We start from the raw sequence: 23,621 nt of genomic DNA on the forward strand, positions 1-23,621 counted from the left end.
TAAACTCATCACACTGTTTGAAGTGTTGGCGCAGGCATCGAGAGTGTGTTTAAACGATTGCTACTACGGCTTAACGGTTCAATATGCTATCATTGCTCCACGAAATCACCATATTTTAAAATATATTTAATACTTTCATGGCATCATTACTCGGTAATTTATTTATACTTGCAGCGCCCTCAGGCGCAGGAAAATCCAGCCTTATAAAGGCGTTAATGGAAAAGTACGCGTCTAATAGCAACAATGCAATGGAAGTGTCAGTGTCCCACACCACGCGTAAACCTAGACCGGGTGAGGTTGATGGGCAGCATTACCATTACGTAAGCCGAGAGCAATTTGAAGCGCTGATTGAACAAGGTGTTTTTTTTGAGTGGGCAGAAGTGTTCGGAAACTATTATGGCACTTCTCGGGTAACCATTGAGCAAACGTTGCATCGTGGCATCGATGTTTTTTTAGATATCGACTGGCAAGGTGCGCGTCAGGTACAAAAGCTCATGCCAGATACCTGCGGTATTTTCATATTGCCCCCTTCAATCGAAGTGTTAGAGCAGCGTTTAACCAATCGTGGGCAAGACAGCGATGAAGTGATTGCCGGTAGAATGAAAGAAGCGGTGGCAGAAATGTCCCACTTTAGTGAGTTTAGTCACGTTATTGTTAACGATGATTTCGCCACTGCGCTTAACGATTTAGAAGCGATTGTGATTTCACAGCGTTTACGAACAATGAAACAACAAATGCGCTATCAGCCTTTATTGGACGAATTGCTCGGATCTGCTTAATATATTGTTTTAAATTCAAACAAACCGCTAGGATCGTGCCCTACAAGGGTGTATACTACGCGGCCGCTTTTTGAATTACTTGATCAACCTAATTTTCGGAGAAATACATGGCCCGCGTAACAGTTGAAGATGCCGTAGATAAAATTGGTAACCGCTTTGATTTGGTTTTGGTAGCTGCTCGTCGTGCTCGCCAAATTGCCACCGAAGGTAAAACTCCAATGGTTGATGTGCAAAACGATAAGCCTACTGTAACTGCACTTCGTGAAATCGAAGAAGGTTTGGTAACTGCTAGCACACTAGAGCAAGACGATTTGCGTGATCAGGAACAACAAGAACACGCTGAGTTTTCTTCAGTAGCAAATATTCTTTCTGATCAATAGTTACACCATAAGGGTAACTATTGTATGTTTAGGCGCCAGTGCTTTGAAAAAAGCACTGGCGCTTTGCTTTTTGGGTATTGGCTAAAGGCTCAATTCTACGTATTCTTAAGGTTGTAACGTTAATCAGGAGTCGCACTAGTCCGTGTATTTGTTTGAAGGCTTAAAACAGAAAGTAATAAAGTACCTGCCTGCTGACCGAGTTCAGCTGGTACAAGAGGCGTTTGTGTTGGCGCAAGAGGCCCACGATGGACAAATGCGCTCAAGTGGCGACCCTTATATTACGCACCCTGTTGCTGTTGCCAGTATTCTGGCCGACATGCATTTAGACCATGAAACCCTCATGGCAGCCTTGCTACACGACGTGATTGAAGACACCCATTACAGCCAAGAAGATCTTGCTGAGGCGTTCGGTGAAACCGTTGCCGAGTTGGTGGAAGGGGTCAGTAAGCTAGATAAAATTGCATTTAGCAGTAAGCAAGAAGCACAGGCTGAAAACTTCCGTAAAATGATGATGGCCATGGTGCAAGACATTCGGGTTATTCTGATTAAGCTAGCTGACCGTACCCATAATATGCGTACACTAGGTTCGCTTCGCCCTGATAAGCGCCGCCGTATAGCTCTAGAAACCCTTGAAATTTATGCGCCTATTGCCCATCGCTTAGGTATTCACGATATTAAAAATGAGCTAGAAGACCTAGGTTTTCTTGCCATGTATCCCATGCGTCACCGCGCGCTTAAATCGGCGGTTCGCCAAGCCCGTGGTAACCGTAAAGAAATTATCGAAAATATTCGTGAAGAACTCAGCACTCGTTTAGCGGCTTATAAAATTGAGTCGGACGTACTTGGCCGCGAAAAGCACCTGTACTCTATTTACCGTAAAATGCGTAACAAAGAGCTAATGTTCAACGAAGTGATGGACATTTATGCATTTCGTATTGTGGTCGACTCGGTAGATAATTGTTACCGCTCGTTAGGGGCTATGCATAGCTTGTATAAGCCGATTGAAAACCGTTTTAAAGATTACATTGCCATTCCACGTACCAATGGCTATCAATCATTGCACACCTCGCTTATTGGCCCCCATGGTATTCCGGTAGAAATTCAAATTCGTACCCAAGAAATGGATCAGATGGCAGATAAAGGGGTTGCTGCGCACTGGCTTTATAAAGAGCCTGGCGACAACGGCACTACTGCGCAATTAAGAGCGCGTAAGTGGATGCAATCGTTACTTGAGCTTCAACAGTCTGCCAGTTCATCCTTCGAATTTATTGAATCGGTTAAAACAGATTTATTCCCAGAAGAAATTTACGTATTTACTCCAGATGGTCGCATTATTGAACTGCCTATGGGCGCTACAGCCGTAGATTTCGCGTATGCAGTGCATTCAGATATTGGTAATACCTGTGTAGGTGTGCGGGTAGAGCGCAGAAACTACAGCCTAAGTAAGCCATTACAAAATGGTCAAACCGTAGAAATTATTACCTCGCCTAAAGCTAAACCCAATGCTAATTGGCTAAACTTTGTAGTCAGTGCTCGCGCACGCACTCGTATTCGCCAATATTTGCGTAAACAGCACTCTCAAGAAGCGGTAAACATGGGTAACCGCTTACTGCGCCATGCCTTAGGTGAAGTGAAGCTGGACGATATTCCAGAGGCCGATATTGAACGGGTAGTGGCTGAAACTAAGCACGACGACTTTGATTCTTTACTTATCGATATAGGCTTGGGTAACGAGCTAAGCGCTATTGTTGCCCGCAGATTGCTAGGTGAAAACACAGACTTACCAGAGAAGAAAGGTAACGTAGCTATTCGTGGTACCGAAGGTCTATTGGTGCATTATGCCCGTTGTTGTCACCCTATTCCTGACGATGAAATTGTGGCGGTGTTAAGCCCAGGTCGTGGTATGACGATTCACCAAATTGGTTGCAACAACATTCGCAAGCTTTCAAAAGAAGAGCCTCAGCGCGTATTACCAATGCGTTGGGACGATGAACCTCAAGGTGAATTTAAAGCCTCGCTGCGAATTGAACTGTTTAATCATCAGGGGACCCTTGCTACCCTAACGAACACAATTTCTGGTTGCGATTCCAATATTATTGGACTGCAAACAGAAGAAAAAGAGAGTAATATCTACTTTATCGACATCGAAATTACCACGCAAAATCGCGTACATTTGGCAAGAGTGATGAAAAAAATCCGCACCATGCCAGAGGTTCAGAAAGTGTCACGTCATAGTCAGTCCAGACACTAACTTTTAAAAAATTTTTAGGATCCATTATGTCTAAGTCTATTATTCAGACCGATAAGGCACCTGCCGCTATTGGTACTTACAGTCAAGCAGTTAAGGCTGGCACTACGGTTTATCTTTCAGGCCAAATTCCTTTGGTTGCAGAAACCATGGAAATGGTGTCAGAAGACTTCGCTGAACAAGCGGTACAGGTTTTTGAAAACTTAAAAGCCGTGTGTGATGCCGCTGGTGGCACCACCAACGACTTGGTAAAAGTGAACATTTTTCTTATCGATTTAGGTCACTTTGCTACGGTTAATGAAATTATGAGCCGTTACTTCAACAAGCCATACCCGGCTCGTGCTGCAGTACAAGTTTCTGCATTGCCTAAAGGCGCACAAATTGAAATCGACGGCGTGATGGAATTGCCGGAGTAAGCAATGTCGCCCGAGCGCTACCTTCGCATTCGTAGTGCGTTGGCAAAAAGGCAAACCGACCTTACGGTTTGCCTCGAAAATGTACACAAACCCCACAATGTATCGGCGGTAGTTCGTACCTGTGATGCCATTGGTATTCACCGTGTTCACACCGTGTGGGAAGAGAAATATCAGTTTCGTGGCGACACCGCCATGGGCAGCCAGCAATGGGTTCGCCAAACTAATCACGACAGTTTAGGTAATGCTATAGGTGCGCTAAAGCAGCAGGGTATGCAGGTATTAGTCACTCACTTATCTGATACTGCAGTGGGCTTTCGTGAAGTTGATTACACCAAACCTACCGCGATTATTTTTGGGCAGGAACGTTACGGTGCTACCGATGAAGCCATTGCCATGGCCGATCAGGATATCATCATCCCTATGGCGGGCATGGTGCAGTCGTTGAATGTGTCTGTAGCGGCAGCACTTGTGCTTTATGAAGCGCAGCGCCAACGTGAACTAGCAGGCATGTATGATGTTGAGCATTTACCGGAAGAAGAATGTCAAAAACTCTTGTTTGAAAGAGGTTACCCAAGGCTGTGCGCCTTAAGTAAAACGAAGGGGGTTCCATACCCTGCGATTGATGATATTGGCCGCATTGATGCACCAGCAAGTTGGTGGAAGCAAATGCAGCTAACGCCTGAAGCGTTACACGCCCTATCTGACAATGACGAGGCAGTGTCTACGCGCGCCTAGCCTGCTCATACTTATAGTACCTGTCATACTGGTCTTAAACCATACTCGCCAAGCTTCTCGCAATCTATTACACTTCGTTTCTAATAAATGATTGCTTTCATTACCCTAATGAAATCATACGCTTGTTTTAAGGAATGTCGGTCAAATGCAAACTCTTGCCACCACGCCCATCACCGCCCTAAAAGGGGTAGGCGCTAAAGTGGCCGAAAAGCTGGCTAAAATTGGCTTATTTACCTTACAAGACGTGCTGTTTCACCTGCCGCTACGTTATGAAGACAGAACTCGGGTTTACAGTGTGGCCGAGTGCCGCCCGTTTACCCATGTTAGTGTACAGGGCGAAGTAAAAAGCGCCGACATTCAATACGGCAAAAAACGCATGTTAGTGGTGAAGCTAAGCGATGGTACAGGCACTATTACTTTACGCTTTTTTCACTTTGGGGCAGTACAACGCACGATGATGACGCCGGGCAATGTTATTCGTTGCTTTGGTGAAGTTCGCACCGGTAAGTGGGGCATTGAAATGATGCACCCTGAGTTCAAACTCATTGATGAAGACGCGCCGCTTGAAGCAGAATCTCTAACACCTGTTTACCCCACCACCGAAGGGGTAAAGCAACTTACCTTGCGAAATTTAACCGACCAAGCCCTTAAAATGTTAGATAAAGGCGCACTGGCCGACTTACTGCCTGAAGGCATGTACAGCGACCAGATTAGCTTAAATGAAGCATTGCATGCGGTACATCGGCCTGCGCCCGATACCGATGTGCATGAAATGGAAGAAGGGCTTCATCCTGCGCAGTACCGGTTAATTCTAGAAGAGCTTTTGTCACACCATTTAAGTGTACTCAAAGTACGTAAGCTTTCAGATGCTCAGCCTGGCATTAGCATAAGGGTAGACAAGCCCCTTATTGAAAAGATGTTGGCGCAGCTGCCATTTTCACCCACAGGGGCACAACAGCGAGTTGTGGCTGATATTCAGCAAGACATGCAACACCCCAGGCCTATGATGCGCTTAGTACAAGGCGACGTGGGCTCAGGGAAAACCTTAGTAGCAGCTCTAGCTGCGCTATCCGCTATTGGCGCAGGTCATCAAGTAGCATTAATGGCGCCTACCGAATTGCTTGCCGAACAACATGCGAACAACTTTCGCGAATGGTTTGCACCGCTGGGCATAGAAATCGGGTGGTTAGCCGGTAAGCTTAAAGGCAAAGCCCGCACCGAAGTATTGTCGCGGCTTGAAAGTGGCGACGTGCAAATGTTGGTAGGCACCCATGCTATATTTCAAGAAAGCGTGACATACCAACAACTCGCCTTGGTGATTGTGGATGAACAACACCGATTTGGTGTGCATCAGCGCCTTGCGCTTCGCGATAAAGGTGAACAACAAGGGCGATACCCTCACCAGTTAATTATGACAGCAACCCCTATACCTAGAACGCTGGCCATGACCGCCTATGCCGACCTAGACACATCGATTATTGATGAACTACCCCCAGGGCGAACCCCAGTAACCACGGTGGTGTTACCTGACTCACGTCGAGCCGATGTGATTGAGCGAGTTCGCACGGCGTGCAAAGCAAATGGCAGGCAAGCCTACTGGGTTTGTACCCTTATTGATGAGTCTGAAGTATTGGAATGCCAAGCGGCTGAAGATGCTGCGGTTATTCTTCGCACCGCATTACCTGAACTTAACGTAGGTTTAGTGCATGGACGCTTAAAGCCTGCTGAAAAACTACAAGTCATGGCCGATTTTAAAGCTGGTGAGCTCGATTTGTTAGTCGCCACCACGGTAATTGAAGTAGGGGTAGATGTTCCTAACGCTAGTATTATGATTATTGAGAACCCTGAACGGTTAGGTTTAGCCCAATTGCATCAGCTTCGAGGCCGAGTAGGGCGTGGCGCAGTAGAAAGCCAATGTGTACTCATGTACCAAAGCCCCTTGTCTAAAACGGCAACTCAGCGATTAAGCGTACTGCGTGAGTCTAATGATGGGTTTTATATTGCGCAGCGAGACTTGGAAATTCGTGGCCCAGGGGAGTTTATGGGTACTCGTCAAACCGGCATGGCAGAGCTTAAAATTGCTGATTTAGTGAGAGACGCCGCGCTTATTCCCAAAGTACAAGAAATTGCGTATACCTTATGGGAACAATATCCTTCCCACGCACAAGCGATTATCAACCGCTGGATAGGGCATAAGGAGCAATATGGCCATGCTTAGTACTCTGCCTCTAGTGATTGCTAGCACCGAAATAGATGCGAATTTTGAAAGCGACAAAGCCCTCGCCCTGACTATCAGTGGAAACTGGGGTTTTCCTATTGATGAAAAACCTGTTGAAGGTTTTTACTTGCAGGTTAACGACAATGTACTTGGGCTTGCAGATGCAAACGAAAAGAAAACCCTGCCTGTTGTGGTAGATTTTGCTTCTCCTGCCAGTTTATATCGCAAAGCCCATGGCGGTGGCAGAAAAGAACCTATCGTGAAAGCCATCGGGTTTAAAGGCAATACGCTTAAAAGTACTGATTTTAAAAATACTGATCTTAAAAGTACAGAGCCATGGCATGTAGTAGACGCTACGCCGGGTTTAGGAAGAGATGCTTTTGTGTTGATAAGCGTAGGCTGCAAGGTCACTATGATTGAGCGTTCGCCAATTGTAGCGGCGTTGCTTGAAGATGGTATTCGACGTTTAAAAACTGCCTACCCAGAGCTTGCAGATCGATTCGCCCTACAACATGGAAATAGTGCCAATGTAATGCAATACTGGAATGGTGAGAACGTAGATGCGATTTACTTAGACCCTATGTTTCCGCACAAAAAGAAATCAGCCTTGGTGAAGAAGGAAATGCGATTGTTTCAACAATTGCTTGGACACGACCCCGACGCCGACGCCTTACTCGCGCCCGCGTTGGCATTAGCGTCGTCTAGAGTAGTGGTGAAACGGCCTAACAGCGCAGCAGTGTTAGCCGGAAACAATCCATCAATGGCAATAGAAAGTAAAAAACATAGATTCGATGTGTATTTACGTCAAAAATCCTAGGAGAGCAGCATGATAGAAGTAGGTAGCACCTTGCCAGAGGTGGATTTCAGCCTTTTAGTAAATGGTGAGATGACAAACCCCGGCACTGCCGAGCTTTTTAACGACAAGCGTGTAGTAATGTTTGCAGTGCCTGGCGCGTTTACGCCAACCTGCTCTCAAGCACATTTACCAGGCTATGTCGCATTGGCAGACAAAATCAAAGCAAAAGGCGTAGACACGGTTATTTGCTTATCGGTAAACGATGCATTTGTAATGGATGCATGGGGTAAGATGAACAACGCTGAAGAGATTATGATGCTGGCAGATGGTAACGGTCACTTCACTAAGCAAATTGGCTTAGACATGAATACCAGTGACTTTGGTGGCCTGCGTTCTATGCGTTACGCCATGCTAGTTGAAGACTGCGTAGTGAAAAAAATTAGTGTTGAAGATCCAGGTCGCTTTGAAGTAAGTGACGCTGAAAGCATGCTAAAAAGCTTGTAACAGTAAGTGTAGTAGTTAGCACTAAACCTATCGAAAGGCTTGAGCATAATGTGAAGTGATGCTCAGGCCTTTTTTTGATCGCAAAATTTACCAACCACGCTCAGTTTGCCAGCCTAAGTTAGTCAACGTCATAAAAATATCAATAGCTTTTTACGATTGCTTCGCATCAATAAAGTTGATCGCATCGTGTCGTTAAAATGTAATATAACTATGCTGTAAACAGCCAGTAAATGGCGGTTATACGATGAATTGCTTAACGCTACTTTCACTGAAAACACCGTGGTTACTGACTTTAAAGCCAATTTGGTAATGCGAAAGTATGACATAATCATACGTCGAGTTACCTTTACTTAATTAATGATAATAAGTATCATTTGCATAATTAAAAGCGTACTAGGAAAAATGATGACAACAACACTTAAGAAGCTAAGTGCCTCGGTATTAGTATTAGCAGTGACCTTTTCATTCGGCACAAGCAGCGCCTTTGCAAATGGTGTGATCAGCGAACATGTAAACAACCTTCAGGCTCATATTGGTGAGTACACGGAAGAAGTACACTGGTTAGAAGAAAAATTCGGCAGTGTTGTAGATGCTTACGAAAAAGACAGCAAGAACGTAGACACAGACGTGTTAATTGAATATTGGGAAGAAGTTGATTTCCATTCCGCGATAGAAACTCAATATGTGCCTGTTTATGCATCTATCTGGCAAGGTATCTATGGCATTAAAATGGGTATCGAAAACGGTAAATCACTAGAAGACGTTCGTGCAGAGCAAACCAAACTTAATCAAGCCTTGTGGCAAGCGTTAGGCGCAGTTAAACTTGCGTCACAATATCAAAAGCAGGGTTTGGTTGCCAAAGTACAAACCACTGAAGTTGAACCAACTACAGCGCCTGAAGTTATCGACGATATTAAAAAGCGTTTAGATCGCGTAGTGGCAAAGTCGGCTGAGCAACTAACTGAAGTTGCCACCACATTGGTTCACGATACTTACTTACAGCGTTTTGAAGGGGTAGAAGGGGCGCTAATTGAATTAGACGCTGACCTAGTTGAAGACTTAGAGAAAGACTTTAACGTAACCCTTCCACAAGCAATTACTGGCGGTAAAGGTGTAGAAGCGGTGCGTGGCGTAGTGGAAACTATGCAGACGAAATTAGATCGCGCTCGTTCCTTGTTAGTAGAAGCAGAAAAAAGTCGTAAAGACGTTTTCTAAGGAATAGTTTTTTCAAATGCAACGTAGAACATTTTTACAAGGTTTAGCCGCCGCAGGTGCGTTAGGTAGTTTACCTATCAGCAGTTTGAGCTTTGCCAACACTATCGCAAGTGTGTCGGTAGAATCACTGCCTAAGTTGGAAGGTGATCTCACCCTTTATTTGGGGCGTGGTGAAGGTGGTTTGTATGAAAATGTGCTCGATGCCATTAAAAAACGAAATCCAAAGCTTAACTTAAAAATTAGGCGCGGCGCTTCAGCCGCGTTAGCTAACACCCTTGCTGCGGAAGCAAAAGCTGGGGTGAAACGCGCCGATTTATTTTGGGCAGTAGATACCGGTAGCATCGGCATGGTAACCGACTCAGGTTTAGCTAAGCCGTTACCTACCGACTTAACCACCCAATTGAAAGACGGTTTCCAGTATCCTAGTTGGACACCGGTTACCGGCCGTATTCGTACGTTGCCGTATAACACAGAACGTGTAACACCTGACCAAATTCCCGATAGCGTAATGGCCTTAGCCGATAGTGATTTAGCACTAGGCTGGGCACCTGCGTATGCATCGTTCCAGTCATTTGTTACCGCTATGCGCATTTTAGAAGGCGAAAAGGCTACGGCCGATTGGCTTAAAGGCGTTAATAGCAAAGCGAAAAAATACGCAGGCGAACTTGGCGTAGTGATGGGCGTTGAACGAGGCGAAGTGGATATGGGCTTTGCAAACCATTACTACACACTGCGTTTAAAGGCCGGTAAGCCAAACGCGAATGTTGCTCTTGCCTATACGCAAAACGATGCAGGCTGCTTAGTGAATGCCTCTGGTATTGTGGCGTTAAGCGAGGGTGATTTACCTGTGAACTTCATTCGCTATTTACTTAGCCGTGAAGTGCAAGGTTATTTGGCAAGCGAAGCGTATGAAATTCCGCTGGTACAGGGGGTAACACCACCGCAAGGTTTACCTGCATTATCTGAAATATCACCGCCGGATATGGATCTTCGAAAACTAGCAGATTTACGCCCTACGCTTAACCTTATGCGAAAAGTCGGGGTGCTGTGAGCAACTGGCCAAAGTCGTACCCGCTGGCTCTAATTATCGCGTTAATGGCATTGTTGCCAGTAGGCGTTTTATTTTCGTTAGCATCAGATAGCGCAGAAATCTTCGACACCCACAATTTGCGCGTACTCGGGAATACCGTATCTCTTATGGTGTTAACCATTATTGGCTCGGTGCTAATAGGCGTGCCGTTAGCGCTGTTTACTGCCTATGTTCAAATGCCCTTCAAGCGGTTTTGGTTAATTTTATTAGCCGCGCCCTTAGCTTTACCCAGTTATATTGGCGCCTTTGCCATGTACTTTTCATTTGGTCGTGGCGGCGAAATAGAAAACGTATTAGGTATTTCCACTCCCAGTATTGATGGCCTATGGGGTTCAGCGCTGGTTATGTCGTTGTACACCTATCCTTTTGTGATGATGACCACACGGGCATCGTTACTAAGCCTTGATGCCAGCCTAATAAACGCGGCTCGCACCCTTGGCGTATCTTTATACACCAGCTTATGGCGTGTGGTATTGCCCCGCGTCGCGACCAGTATTGCTGCCGGTGCCTTATTAGCTGCACTTTACGCTCTGTCTGATTTCGGTACGCCTGCCATCATGGGGTTAGACACGTTCACTCGGGTTATATTTGTTGAATACAATGCCTTTGGCTTAAGCCAAGCTGCCATGCTGAGCTTGCAGCTAATGGTGATTGTAGGATTAATCTTATTTATAGAAAGTCGAATTAGCGGCGCTAAAGAACGCCCCGGTAGGCATTTAAGTCTATGGCCAGCACGTTGGCAGTGTAACCTTATGTTACTAGCTGCAATGCCTATATTATTGCTGGCAATTGTATTGCCTCTAGCGGTATTTACCCTGTGGTTAATACGGGAAGGGACCGGTGGGTTTGAATTCAGCTATGCATGGAATTCGGCTTATGCTTCATTCTTGGCGGCGATTGTGGCGGTTATTCTAGCCATACCCGTTGCCCAAGCGGCTATTGCAGGCAAAGCCGGCCGTTTAATGGAACGCATTACTTATTTTGGTTTCGGCGTACCCGGTATCGTAATGGGTACCGCGTTGGTTTATGTCGGACTTCAGTTGCCCTACCTATATCAAACTTTGGGTTTGTTGGTAATGGCGTATGTACTGCGGTTTATCCCCCTTGCTGTGGGCAGTGTGCGTAGTACCGCAGAAAATTTAGATACTGGATTAGTGAAAGCGGCGCGAGTATTAGGTGCAAGCCCTCGTGAAGCATTTATGCGCATTACCTTGCCACTTACCCTAAGAGGCATGATAGCCGGTGCCGCGCTGGTGTTTTTAGAAGCCATGCGAGAACTACCTGCCACTCTAATGTTAGGGCCCACAGGGTTTGAAACTCTAGCCACCTACATGTGGCGAGTATACGAAGCAGGTTATTTTGGCCGCGCAGCTGTTCCAGGTTTATTGCTGGTATTGCTATCAGGCTTTGGATTAATATTAATGCTTTCTGGCGAACGCCGCGCCCAGTTTACCGTTTCCGAGGATGAACGTAGTTAATGCTTAAAGTTAGTGAGTTGTCAGTTGATTATGGTGCTACCCGTGTAGTGAATAAGCTAAACCTAGCATTAGGTTCAGACGAAATTCTTATGCTGGTGGGTCCAACAGGCTGCGGTAAAACCACTATTTTACAGGCATTAGCTGGACTTATTCCTATTTCAGAAGGGCAAATGACCTTAGGGAATTGGACCGCCACACCTAAGAAAACTGTTCCCCCTGAAAAACGTAATGTGGGTATGGTGTTTCAAGATTTCGCCCTGTTTCCCCATTTAACCGTTCAGCAAAATGTCTGCTTTCGATTAAAAGACACTAAACTTGCCGATCACTGGTTGAAGCTTCTCGGTCTTGAAAATTTTCGTGATGCCAAGCCTGCTCGCTTATCCGGTGGTCAGAAACAACGAGTTGCGCTAGCCCGCACCTTGGCACACGAACCCGCTTTCGTGTTGCTAGATGAACCGCTTTCAAACCTAGATGCCGCCTTAAAAGACAGCCTTCGTTGGGAAATACGTGATGCCCTTAAAACCGCCGGTGTACCTGCTATTTGGGTAACTCACGACCAAGAAGAAGCGTTAAGCGTAGGTGATAGAGTCGGTATTTTAAACAAAGGTGTACTAGAGCAACTTGCTACCCCAGAAGCTTGTTATTCAGAGCCTGCTAGCCGATTTGTGGCCCGCTTTATGGGTGAAGCTAGCTTCGTTCCCGGTACTTTCACGAACGATACTGTCACCACTGAAATTGGCACAGTGCCCGGTACCTCAGTAGATGGTGCTACCGGCAAAGTGGATTTGTTAGTGCGCCCTGATGATTTAAGTTTAAGTGCGCAGCATGAATCACCCAATGGCACCGTAGATTGGGTGCGTTACGAAGGCGAAAGCCGCCTATATGCCGTAACCCTAGACAGTGGCAGCCAATTGAAAGTACGAGTAAGCCACGAAAACGCTATCAAACCTGGTGCTAGAGCACACATGGCGCTAATTACTACGCACCCATTAGCGGTGTTTGCGCAAGCATAAGTCTTCGCACTTAAAGATTAAAAACCCCTAACTACCAATACCCTATGCCAGTGGTTTAAAATTAAACTGCTGGCACACATTGTAGCCCCCCAGCAATTACGTATAATTCAGCTCTTTTTTGCCCTAATGCCTTACTTTTTTCGTGTTCGGCTAAGCAAAAGTTTAAGTCAGGTATAGCAATTAAAGGTGAGTAGTGTGAAACAGCGTGATGTAATCGTAATTGGTGCTGGTGCAGCTGGGCTGTTTTGTGCAGCGCAAGCCGGTGCCCGTGGGCGCAGTGTAGAAGTGCTCGATCACGCCAAAAAGGTGGGCCGCAAGATACTTATGTCAGGAGGCGGACGCTGCAACTTCACCAATATGTACGCTGGGCCTGAAAACTTCTTATCGCAAAACCCGCACTTTTGTAAGTCGGCCCTAAGCCGATACACCCAATGGGACTTTATTGGATTGGTTGCCGAGCACGGCATTGCATACCACGAGAAAACCCTAGGCCAGTTATTTTGCGACGACAGCGCGAAAGATATTGTCGAGCTTCTGCTAAAAGAGTGCGACAAAGCTGGTGTAACCATTACCCCTCGCTGTGAAATACTAAGCGTTGAGAAAACCGAAACAGGTTACACGCTCAATACCTCTATGGGTGAATACCAGTGTGAGTCACTCGTTATTGCCACCGGCGGCTTGAGCATGCCGAAGCTAGGCGCCACACCGTTTGGCTACAAAGTGGCAGAGCAGTTTGGCTTGAGCGTGCTGCCCACCCGAGCGGCACTAGTACCTTTTACTCTGCAAGATAAAGACAAAGACGTACTAGCAGAACTAAGTGGCATTGCCATAGATGTAAATGCAGAATGTAACGACACCTCATTCCGTGAAGCCATGCTATTTACCCACCGCGGCCTAAGCGGGCCAGCCATGCTACAAATATCAAGCTATTGGCAAGCCGGTGATGCGCTAAGTATTAATACTATGCCTACCGAAGATGCGCAGGCGCTTATCAACACCGCTCGCACCGACACCCCAGATGCCTTACTGGCAACCTGTTTAAACAAGGTGTTCCCTAAACGCATGGTACAAAGCTTTATTGAATACCATCAATGGCGCAACGTGCCGGTGAAGCAACTAAGCCACAGTGAATGCGAGGCTATTGCCAATACGCTAGAAAACTGGCAAATAAAACCCAACGGCACCGAGGGTTACAGAACCGCTGAAGTTACCATAGGTGGTGTAAACACCGACGAGTTATCGTCTAAAACCATGATGGCTAAGAATGTAGAAGGTTTGTATTTTATAGGCGAAGTGGTAGACGTAACCGGCTGGCTAGGCGGCTTTAATTTCCAGTGGGCCTGGAGCAGCGGCTGGGCAGCAGGGCAGGTGGTATAGTTATAAATCAAGTTATGAATCAAGTCATAAATTAAGTCAAAATGCGCATACTAAAAAGCGACTGTTCAGTAACATTGAACAGTCACTTTTAGCTATTTTTACATAGCTGCTTTTGTGCTTACCTGTGTCACATCAAAACTAGTTACTGGTTAGTTTCGTTAACCAAAATAACTTTACGATGTGGGAATGGAATTTCAATGTTCGCCTCATCAAGCCCTTTCTTAATTTGCTCAGGCACTGAGTAACGAATATCGAAGTAGTGCTGACCTTCACAGAAAGGACGCACAATGAAGTCTACCGAACTGTTGTTTAAGGTTTCAACTTCAACAAACGGTGCTGGCTCTTTAAGTACATGCGGGTGTTCAGCAAGTACTTTATCGATAACGGCGCGAGCTGCATCGATACTTTCACCATAAGCGACACCAAAGGTCATATCTACACCGCGAATTTCATGGTGTGAGTGGTTGGTAATTTGCTCGCCCCAAATTTGGCTATTTGGAATGATGATGTGTTGGTTATCGAAAGTTTGCAAAATAGTCGTGAACATATCTATTTCGGTGACTTTCCCAAACTTGCCTGCTGCTTCTACAAAGTCATCTACTTTGTATGGGCGGAAGATAAGAAGCATAACGCCAGCGGCTAAGTTAGACAGTGTGCCTTGTAGCGCTAGGCCTACGGCAAGCCCGGCTGCGCCCAGTAATGCAATGATAGAAGCGGTTTGTACACCAAAGCGGTTAAGTACGGCTATGCCCACAAACGCTAAGATGGTATAGCGTATTACGCTGCCAAAAAACTTAAATAGGGTGTCGTCTAATTGGGGGTATCGACCGGCTAGTGCAACCATGCCCTTATAGGCTTTGCCTGCTACCCACATGCCTATAATTAATATAAGTAACGCAAGTAGTATATTGGTGGCCCACGCTAGTGCGCCAGGGAGATACTGATCAACATCAAGTGATGCAATAAATTCTTCCATGTTAAAATTCCTCATAACGATGATTATTCTTTAATGATTCGTAAGGGTGCTTCAAGCCGCTATGTTATAGGCCATAATCAACATTAAAGGTATTCATCAATAGTATGAAGAGGTGAAAGTAAAGCAGTGAAATAAGCAATTTTTCCACTGCTTTATTTATATTAATCAGATGATTAAGGGTTTTTAAAAGGAATAGCGAACAAAGGCGGCAAACACTTCAGAATCGGAGAATTTGGTATATTCACCGCCAACTGCTATTGAATCCCAAAAGTATTGCGTGCCTAATTTATAGGCTTTTTGATCAGAACCTTCATCCCACTTCTGCCATTCTAATCCGCCATATATTTCCAGATTGTTTGTGATCATATGTCGAATATTGGCTTCACCGGTAAAGTACTCGGTGCCTGCAGAAACGGCATTGTCACTGTCGTTTATTTTAATATCAATTTCACCATAGCCAATTTTACCGTCTAATACTGTGCGGTTCGAGAAATGGTGAATGTAGCCAAGTGCTACTTTCCAGCGATCCACATCCATGTTTACCCCTTGGGTTTTGTCATCAGCCATAAAGTAGGTGGCTTCGCCAAAGAAGTTCATGCCAAATTCTTTACTTGCCTTGAACTCAAAGCCTTTCGGGGTAAACATATCTATATCAGCAAATTCCGTTTGCACTAATGAAACCTGCGCAAAGTCGTAGGAGGGGGCATTATTAATAGGTTTATCAGCCGCAAATACAGCACTGGCTGCTAAAAAACAGGTTGGAGCGATAAGTAGTTTATACATTGAATATCCTTATTAGGTTGGGAGAACTAATAAGAAGAATAGGGGATGTGAGATGAACGAAAAATGAACGCTAAGTTAATCAATATTCAGGTAAAAAGAAGACGTTTTTACCTATGCTGAATAGTGAAAAAAGTTGTTTGTATGCTGCGCAAAGTACTTTATAAATGATGTATTACAACAAGCACTTTGCGCGGCATTATCAAACTAGTACTTAATCCCAAAGGTAAGCCTAACGGTTCTTGGTTCTACGGGGTGGTAGTGTAAGTCTTCTACCCCTTCTTCTGGCTCGCCAGGTAAACGAGAGGCGTAGTAATAATCGATGTCGTGTGCATCGTTATCAAGCAGGTTCAATACCTCTAAACCCACTTGCCAATCGCTATGTTGATAAGCAACTTGGGTGTTTAACAAAAAGGTTGAAGGCGGTTCAATAACATCAAAGCTATCTACTGTGCGTGAACTTAAGTACCTTGCACGCAAGGTATAACTGAAGCCTTTTTGATTGCTTCGCTGGTACCACGTAGCACCCGCACTGACTACTACAGGTACTGTGCCGTCTATATGATCCCCTTCACCATCAACGGTATCGCTAAAGCGTGCCTTGGTGTATGCCGCTTCTACATCGGCAGTAAGGTGATGACTTAACCAGTAATAAGCGCTTAGCTCCACCCCGTAACGTTTAGAGGGGCGGCTTGCTTCGGTAAAGCCCGCATCACCTACGTATACTAACTCACTGTCTAATTCTAACTGCCAAAGCGCAGCTGAAATATTGTACGTTTTGTCGTCAGTCCAGTTAATGCCGGTTTCGTAACCTAGTGAGCGAACCAATAACGGTGCGGGCTCTACGGCTTCACCTGTGACCGGGTCTTGAGTAATGGTAGTCCCTCGAGCATCGTTCGAATGATAACCCTGGCCTATGTTGGCAAAGGTGGTAACCGTGTCGGTAACGCGATATTTCAGGCCCGCTTTTAGGCTAAACATACCATCGCTTTCGCTACCGCTGTTTTCACTTTGGCCGTCTACCTCTACGTCAAAGTAGTCGTAACGTCCACCTAGTGATAGAGACAGTGCATCTGAGAGCATTATTGTTGACTGGACGAAGGCAGCGTAAGAACTACTTTCTATCGCATCTTCACGAATGATACCTTCGCCATTAGTACCTATACGCTGCAAGTCTTGTGTGCGATACAACCCTACATTATCGATATCGTCATATCGCCATTGCCCACCCAAGGTAATACTGCTTCCTTCGACAACGGTAAATGGAGTAGAAAGAGGAAGTGTTGTAGATAATTCACCCCCATAGATTTTTCTATCATCAGCTTGTTCGAATTGATCTCCCATATCTGGGTTATCTAAGAAATAGGTGAAGTTAGAGAAAAGGGTAAGGTCGGTATCGATAGCATAAAGCGATGCATTTATCGTGTCGCTGCTGTATTGCGCTGACAAACTGTATCGCGACGAATCACCGCCTACTTGAGTATCAATCGAGCCTAATCGGTCTATTAGGCCGCTTTCAATAGCTCTAGCAGGGACTTGGTCGGCGCTATTCCAATTGTTTTCATAAGCCATGCCGCTAATGGCTAATTCACCATCAAATAAAGGCACTATATAACGTAAATTAGCGTTCTTTTTCTTTACGTCTTCGTTAATGTCTGTCCATGGGCCGTCATAGGTTTGGTATTCCAAAGCGGCAATAGCCGTCCCTTTACCAATACTGGCTGAATTTAGGGTTACGGCACGGCGATAGTTGTCTTCACCTAAGGTTACAAACAGTTGGTTACTTTCAAGGCTATCTTTAGAACTAAAATACGCGCCGCCAGCGCTAGAGAAATCGCCAATGTTGGCGTAGTAGGTGCCTTTAAAATAGCTTAAGTTGTCTACCATTTCAGGAATTACAAAATTAAGATCTGAGTAACCCTGTCCGTGGCCATGGCTTCGCATATTTACTGGCATGCCATCTACACTGACTGCGAAGTCGGTACCATGGTCTAAATTAAAGCCCCGTAAAAAGTACTGATTCGCTTTACCTGAACCACTGTGCTGGGTCACCATCATGCCTGGAATAAACTCTAGCATTTCGCCTGTGCGAAGCATGGGGCGCTCGACTAATGTATCGCCCGATACCCAACCTTGAGAGGCTGAAACAAATTGCCCACTTTGTGTTTGCGTGCTGCCTTGAATGCGTATGCGTTCAATATCTGGTTCTGGTACCGCGTCGGGATCGTCTAGTGCGTAACTAACGGGTATGAAAAGTGTTGATGACAATGCAAGCGCAATGGAAACGGAAGAGAAACGTAAAGGCAATTGAGCACAGCGTAAATACATGAAAAGTTGTCTTTTTTGATGGTGATATTAACCTTACGCGTAAGATAACGTATTGGACGCAGCTTTTTTATTCGTAAGAGTTAATATTTAGATTTTATAAGACAACTGTCTTGGGCACCTTCTCACTAATTACAGATAAATAGTTTCATATTTAATCGGGGCTAATTTTTGCAGTATTTGATTTTCTTGCTGATAAGTCAGCCCTACATCTCGCATAGCGCCCTGAACGTACTCCACCAGAATATAAAATTCTCGTTCTTTAATATTTAAATCTTTGTGGGTCTCTAACATGGCTTTGCCTTCGTAAACACAAGGGCCGCCAATAAGCTCGCAAGTTTGTGATACCAGTTGTTTGCGTAAATGACTTTTAGGCACGCCATTAAAATAATGCCCTATAACAGGGTCTTTATAAATTCGATTAATAGCAACACCAAACACAGTGTTAAGGGTTTTACTGCCACCTATTTCATCGTACAGACTAGCAGAAGTTTGGCTTGCCGTTAGCGTAGAAGTGCACCCGCTTATACCTCCTAACATACTTAAAAGTAACGCGATTGCGGCTGTCGTTATTCTTTTTTTCTGTAAATAGCTACTCATCATCACCAACTTAAAAATTTGCAGTGGCAGTTAGATAGAAGCCTGTCGAACTAGGCTGCATAGGCAAGTTGCCCAAATCTACATAAGCTGCGGTGAGGGAAAATGACTTATTGGGAAAGTAAGCAATGAAGGCGTCGGTTACCGTATCCTCTTCAGCTAACCCGCCTAGGCGATTGGTTTGAGTTCTAAACTCAACGCCGATTACGGTTGAAGGGCTAGTTAGCAGCGCTAAGGAGCCTTCCCATTCCACTTTATAACTATCGTCATTCTCACTAGCAAAACCAAGTAAGCCAAAGGTGTTAGCTTTGGTATAGCGGGCAGTTAAATTGGTCAATAAGTTAAAGCCGTTAATGTGGCCTAAATAAAGTTTGGTGGCAGAAACAAAAAAGTCAGTACCGCTATCATCTTTAGCGCCCAGTATGCGTGCTACACCTTGATTGGGAAGTGGGCCGCTGCCATCAGGCAATAGAAGGGTGGTATCAAAATCTCGGTGCTTTTTATATTGGGCACCAACAGCCACTTGGGGCATCCAAGAACGTTGAGTAAATACACCATCACCCAACACTTTCACTTTTGCAGACACAATATCCATGTCGATACGGGTAGATTGGGCGGCGCTAATTGCTCCATCGGTGAGTAAACTGAAGACATTGCTAGTAATACCAGATGAAATATCCAAGCTTTGGCGCTGCACACTTAATTCTATGCGGTCGTAAATGCCTAAGCTGGCACCAAAGGTGGTTAAGGTGTAGTCGTTTAAATGTAGGTATTGAACGTTGGCGGTGCCGTTAATTTCTTCTTTACTGCCATAGCCGCTAATAAAGGCCCAAGGGGTGATACCACCACCAGCGGTACCTTCAAACCCGGTAATGCCGCCCGTTGCAGTTAGGCGAGAGCCCGTGTTTGCACAGCTGAAAAATGAAATTAAACAAAAGCCTAGGCAAAACAATATCGCTTTGATCATAAAGTCCCTTTCTTGAAGGTTACCTAAATAATAGGTCAGTTTTGCCAGAAATAAAGCCTTGCACGCGTTTTTCCTAAGCTGCAACCGTGAAGCGATTTTTGCCAGCACGCTTAGATTGGTATAGCGCTGTGTCGGCAGACTCCATTAGTGATTTTACGTCTAAAGCAATAAACTTATTTTGATCATGATAAGCCACGCCCAAACTAGCCGTTACACTAAAATCTGCGCCTTCTTTCGTGATAAAACGGTGACTTCTAATATTCTCGAGAATTCGTTTGGCTATTTCTTTAGCTTGTAACAGTGTGGTGCGGGGAAGGGCAATAATAAACTCGTCTCCCCCAATACGTGCAATAACGTCATTAGTACGTAGCGTATTTGCTGCAGTTTGCGCCACGGTTTTAATGACTTCGTCGCCCACGTGATGACCAAGGTTGTCGTTAATGTGTTTGAAGTTGTCTATGTCGAAAGAAATGAGTGCCAATCCAACATGGTTGGGGTTCAGCTTAACCAAGTTATTTTCAAAGTAATCAAAGAAATAACGCCGATTGTGCAGGCCAGTAAGCTCGTCTCGAATAGATAACGCCAGTAGTTTTTTTGCGTTTTTATTTTGGAAAATCACAAAAATAAGCAATAAGGCAAATATTAATGCTACTCCTGATAGCATCATATTTTTCTGTCGTACTTTCAGCGATTGCTCCCTTGCCGTTACCGCTTGCAGTTGGGTTTGTTGTTTTAATAGGGCTATTTCTTTGTCTTTACGCTCGGCCTCCATCGTAGCCTGTACTTGTGTGACATATTCTGAATTGTTTAATCGCTGCAATTCAAGAAAGTCTTTGTAATACATATGAATATATTCAAAAGCTTGCTCGAAGCGATTATCTTTAAATGCCACTAAACCTGCAATGTAATCAAGCTCTAAATGCCACTGCGTATTGTGTAATGCTTCTATGCCGTTAAAGATAGTACGTGCTTTCGATAAATCTTGTTTAGCTGCAGACAAGTTATCAAGGGTCAAATTGCATAGGGCGCGCTTTTTGTATAGTTCTGCGTTGTAATCAATGGGCCCCGATAAGCTCAATGCATCATCAATAGCACCAATAGCAAGGTTACACTCTCCTTTTTCTGCCATCGTCATGGCGCGGCCATAATGCAAATAGAAATTTTCGCTGTGATTGTCAGTAAAGCTGAGTGCTATTTCGTAACGGTTAAAATAGGAAAGTGCATCATCCCAACTCTCTAGTTTCCGGTTCACCATAGCTAAACCCAACAAGGTACTGGCAACATGGGGTTGGTAGCCAATTGACTCGAAGAAGGTAAGAGCACCTTCGTAATACTCAATGGCTTTTGTGTAATTCCCCAAATAGTTATAGGTGTCGCCTAAGCTCTCTTCTAATAACCCATTAAAAAAGGGGTTGTTTAAAGTGACAAGGTTTTTATAAGCATCTTGCAGTATGAGGGTGGCGCGGTAGTAGTCCCCTGAAAGTGCAAACCCATAACCTAATTCTCTAATAGCGAGCACATAAATAGTACTGTTAGTGTTTTCTTTGGCGACTTCAACTGCATACTTTAAAGTGTCGATAGCGCCTGAAATATTGCCTGTTTGGTGCATCCGACTCCCTTGTAAATAAAGCCACAGCGCATGCTGCTCGTTGGTCATTACATTGGCGAGCGGTGCAACAGTAACTAGGGTGGCATCCATTTCTTTGTATAGGGTTAATACATTTTCGGACTGTGCTTTTCGTAGCAGTAACCAAACTCGGCCTTCATTGCTGAAGTCATTTGCTTGCGCGAGTGTGACTAATTTGCGGTAGGTTTGCTGAGGATGCAGAAAAATGGACTCTTCAAAATCACGTAATGCATTCTCGCTAATTGCACCTGGTGTAGTGTCAGAAGCAGCTGTGGCTTCAGTCTCAGGGATTGCAGACACAGAAAAAGAAAGGCTAAACAGCATCCCCAATGCGGCGAAAAGTATTAAGAAACAGGTACGTCTATTTACTACAGCCAAAAAAAGCCCTCCGGATGGCTACAACTTTGCTTAATTAACTGTGCTTGAATAACGTTGCTGGGATTTATGTTGCTTATTTAACCTGCAATCGAGCACTAGGTTAGTATGAAAAGTGTTCGGAGTGAAGCGACATTTCTGCTTATTTTGTAAAGATCAATGTTTGCCAACTCACCCCTTGACGGTGCAATTTGTCACTAGAGGCGATGTTATGCATTAAGGTTAAGCCGCAAGATTTTGCGAACTCGATGGTGTCACTTACATTCACCGGATTAGCTACCCGTTCGTCATCAAATTCGCCGTGTCGTAAAGTAATTACTAAATGTCCTTCGGCAAAAAGCAATTGGCTACATCGTTGCAAGCTTTGCTGTTGCTGAACGTGGGTTAGATGCATCCAAACGGCACTAATTAAAATTAACCCGTAGTGTTGTTTTTTTTGTGATGTCAGTAAGGGCAGGGTATCTTTAATCCACGTTACCGACTCTCCTGTAAAGGCCATGCCCGATTGCATTAACGCGCTTGCAGGCTCAATAGCAGTAACGTGATTTCCCATATTGGCCAAGGCTTTCGCGTCTCTGCCTGCCCCCGCACCTATGTCTAATATAGTGGTATGGGTTGGCGATGGTATATGTGACAACCATTCACCATGTACATCCTCAAATGCAACGCTAGTATATTGTGAAGCAAGCTTTGAAGCATGCTGGTGGTAATACGCGATGTGTTTATTGTACTTCATGGTGTTAGCTGTTCTTTTGATATGTGTTTAACCATTTGGCTAAAATCGCCAAGGGCACTTGATGCCTGTTCTGTCCAATGCCAAAACAAAGGCACACCTAATTGTTTGCTAGGAAATAGCGAGATGAGCTGGCCCGATTCAACTTCTTGTTTAACTTGTAAGGTTGGCAATAACGCCCACGCTACGCCTTCTATGGCCATTTTTGCAAATCCATGAGACGACGGATACCAATGACATGTGGTTAGGGACGGTGCGAAGTCTAAACACTCTCGCTGATAATCGGTGAGTAGGGTGGCATCAAATTCGTCATAAAGTAAGCCCGGTGTGCCCATTACCCGCTCAGGGCTTACGTCATTTTTAAGGTAACGTTTTATAAAGCTGGGTGATGCATAGAGTTGATAATTCATGGTTCCCAGCCTAGCTGACTGCCCGCCGGTAATGGGAGTGCCAGTTTGGCTAATGCAGGCCATGACTTTACCTTGCTGCAATAGGGTGCGGGTTTGGGTTTGATCAGCATTATAGATATGTACGGGGTTAGAACGTATCTCGCTGAAGCTTGCCATCACCTCAGTAAACCATGTAGCTAGCACATCGTTGTTTACTGCCACACTCAGTGGCGAAGCACTGTCCGCCGCCCCGCTGCGTGTGGTTAGTTGCTCTTCTAATACACTCACTTTTTGCACGTGGGACAAGAGTTGTTCGCCAAGTGGCGTGGCTTTCAACGGTTTCATTCGTACCAAAACCGGCCCGCCCACTTGTTGTTCTAGTCGCTTTATCTTTTGCGAAACTGCCGACTGAGTCAGGTTGAGTGCTTGTGCACCGCGCTCAAAACTACCGTAGCGTAGTACTTCGCGAAAACTGTGTAGGGCGGCGTAATCAAGCATGATGGAGGCTGGTTCTCTAATTAACTAAGTGCTCTTGATTGTATTAATTAAATTAATAACAAAGAAAAATTATTAATTTAATTTAGTCTAAAAGAGTAGCTAAAA

The 23,621-nt window shown here is 45.0% G+C and carries 21 protein-coding genes; 13 read left to right on the forward strand and 8 right to left on the reverse strand.

Annotation, left to right across the window (positions count from 1 at the left end):
• Positions 1-137: 137 nt before the first annotated feature.
• From gmk to AVL57_RS00865, 13 genes are all read left to right on the forward strand, one after another.
• Positions 138-779, forward strand: coding sequence for a guanylate kinase (gmk, locus tag AVL57_RS00800; protein WP_057794793.1), 642 nt, complete (start codon positions 138-140; stop codon positions 777-779).
• 107 nt (positions 780-886) lie between these two features.
• Positions 887-1,159, forward strand: coding sequence for a DNA-directed RNA polymerase subunit omega (gene rpoZ, locus AVL57_RS00805; protein WP_057794791.1), 273 nt, complete (start codon positions 887-889; stop codon positions 1,157-1,159).
• 142 nt (positions 1,160-1,301) lie between these two features.
• Positions 1,302-3,410 (forward strand): bifunctional GTP diphosphokinase/guanosine-3',5'-bis pyrophosphate 3'-pyrophosphohydrolase, encoded by a 2,109-nt coding sequence (gene spoT / locus AVL57_RS00810; RefSeq protein WP_057794789.1) that lies wholly within the window; start codon positions 1,302-1,304, stop codon positions 3,408-3,410.
• A gap of 26 nt (positions 3,411-3,436) precedes the next feature.
• On the forward strand, positions 3,437-3,823 hold the full coding sequence (gene ridA, locus AVL57_RS00815; protein WP_057794787.1) for a deaminase RidA: 387 nt from the start codon (positions 3,437-3,439) through the stop codon (positions 3,821-3,823).
• 3 nt (positions 3,824-3,826) lie between these two features.
• Entirely contained in the window at positions 3,827-4,558 is a 732-nt protein-coding gene (trmH, locus tag AVL57_RS00820; RefSeq protein WP_013786065.1) for a tRNA (guanosine(18)-2'-O)-methyltransferase TrmH, read from the forward strand.
• 145 nt (positions 4,559-4,703) lie between these two features.
• Entirely contained in the window at positions 4,704-6,776 is a 2,073-nt protein-coding gene (recG, locus tag AVL57_RS00825) for an ATP-dependent DNA helicase RecG (RefSeq protein ID WP_057794785.1), read from the forward strand.
• Complete coding sequence (locus AVL57_RS00830; protein ID WP_057796461.1) at positions 6,769-7,593, forward strand: class I SAM-dependent methyltransferase; 825 nt, start codon at positions 6,769-6,771, stop codon at positions 7,591-7,593. Before recG ends, AVL57_RS00830 begins: the two co-directional genes overlap by 8 nt.
• Positions 7,594-7,602: 9 nt before the next feature.
• The gene (locus tag AVL57_RS00835; RefSeq protein WP_057794783.1) at positions 7,603-8,076 is read left to right on the forward strand and encodes a peroxiredoxin; all 474 of its coding nucleotides are present in this window, start codon (positions 7,603-7,605) and stop codon (positions 8,074-8,076) included.
• Positions 8,077-8,481: 405 nt separating this feature from the next.
• Positions 8,482-9,291, forward strand: coding sequence for a hypothetical protein (locus AVL57_RS00845; RefSeq protein WP_057794780.1), 810 nt, complete (start codon positions 8,482-8,484; stop codon positions 9,289-9,291).
• Positions 9,292-9,307: 16 nt separating this feature from the next.
• Complete coding sequence (locus AVL57_RS00850; RefSeq protein WP_057794778.1) at positions 9,308-10,342, forward strand: extracellular solute-binding protein; 1,035 nt, start codon at positions 9,308-9,310, stop codon at positions 10,340-10,342.
• Positions 10,339-11,859: an ABC transporter permease gene (locus tag AVL57_RS00855; protein WP_082604994.1), complete on the forward strand. Its 1,521-nt coding sequence runs from the start codon at positions 10,339-10,341 to the stop codon at positions 11,857-11,859. The genes AVL57_RS00850 and AVL57_RS00855 overlap by 4 nt, the downstream gene beginning before the upstream one ends.
• Positions 11,859-12,872: an ABC transporter ATP-binding protein gene (locus AVL57_RS00860; protein ID WP_057794776.1), complete on the forward strand. Its 1,014-nt coding sequence runs from the start codon at positions 11,859-11,861 to the stop codon at positions 12,870-12,872. The genes AVL57_RS00855 and AVL57_RS00860 overlap by 1 nt, the downstream gene beginning before the upstream one ends.
• A gap of 195 nt (positions 12,873-13,067) precedes the next feature.
• Positions 13,068-14,249 (forward strand): BaiN/RdsA family NAD(P)/FAD-dependent oxidoreductase, encoded by a 1,182-nt coding sequence (locus tag AVL57_RS00865; protein WP_057794774.1) that lies wholly within the window; start codon positions 13,068-13,070, stop codon positions 14,247-14,249.
• 142 nt (positions 14,250-14,391) lie between these two features.
• Here AVL57_RS00865 and AVL57_RS00870 read toward each other — a convergent pair whose 3' ends face one another.
• The 8 genes from AVL57_RS00870 to AVL57_RS00905 all read right to left on the reverse strand — a co-directional run bounded on the left by AVL57_RS00870 (position 14,392) and on the right by AVL57_RS00905 (position 23,516).
• Positions 14,392-15,225 carry a mechanosensitive ion channel family protein gene (locus AVL57_RS00870; protein ID WP_057794772.1) on the reverse strand — a complete coding sequence of 278 codons (834 nt, stop codon included), beginning with the start codon at positions 15,223-15,225 and terminating at the stop codon, positions 14,392-14,394.
• A 183-nt stretch (positions 15,226-15,408) separates the two neighbouring features.
• Positions 15,409-16,008 (reverse strand): outer membrane beta-barrel protein, encoded by a 600-nt coding sequence (locus tag AVL57_RS00875; RefSeq protein ID WP_057794770.1) that lies wholly within the window; start codon positions 16,006-16,008, stop codon positions 15,409-15,411.
• Between the two features lie 204 nt (positions 16,009-16,212).
• Positions 16,213-18,333: a TonB-dependent receptor gene (locus tag AVL57_RS00880; RefSeq protein WP_057794768.1), complete on the reverse strand. Its 2,121-nt coding sequence runs from the start codon at positions 18,331-18,333 to the stop codon at positions 16,213-16,215.
• A gap of 129 nt (positions 18,334-18,462) precedes the next feature.
• Positions 18,463-18,870 carry a group I truncated hemoglobin gene (locus tag AVL57_RS00885; protein WP_231751151.1) on the reverse strand — a complete coding sequence of 136 codons (408 nt, stop codon included), beginning with the start codon at positions 18,868-18,870 and terminating at the stop codon, positions 18,463-18,465.
• Between the two features lie 70 nt (positions 18,871-18,940).
• Positions 18,941-19,894, reverse strand: coding sequence for a DUF3034 family protein (locus AVL57_RS00890; protein WP_057794763.1), 954 nt, complete (start codon positions 19,892-19,894; stop codon positions 18,941-18,943).
• A 73-nt stretch (positions 19,895-19,967) separates the two neighbouring features.
• Positions 19,968-21,899, reverse strand: coding sequence for a diguanylate cyclase (locus AVL57_RS00895; RefSeq protein WP_138118153.1), 1,932 nt, complete (start codon positions 21,897-21,899; stop codon positions 19,968-19,970).
• Between the two features lie 139 nt (positions 21,900-22,038).
• Positions 22,039-22,632, reverse strand: coding sequence for a class I SAM-dependent methyltransferase (locus tag AVL57_RS00900; RefSeq protein WP_057794758.1), 594 nt, complete (start codon positions 22,630-22,632; stop codon positions 22,039-22,041).
• Entirely contained in the window at positions 22,629-23,516 is an 888-nt protein-coding gene (locus tag AVL57_RS00905) for an ArgP/LysG family DNA-binding transcriptional regulator (RefSeq protein ID WP_057794757.1), read from the reverse strand. The genes AVL57_RS00900 and AVL57_RS00905 overlap by 4 nt, the downstream gene beginning before the upstream one ends.
• Between the last annotated feature and the right edge of the window lie 105 nt (positions 23,517-23,621).

The sequence above is a fragment of the Alteromonas stellipolaris genome, assembly GCF_001562115.1.
GTDB lineage: Bacteria > Pseudomonadota > Gammaproteobacteria > Enterobacterales > Alteromonadaceae > Alteromonas > Alteromonas stellipolaris.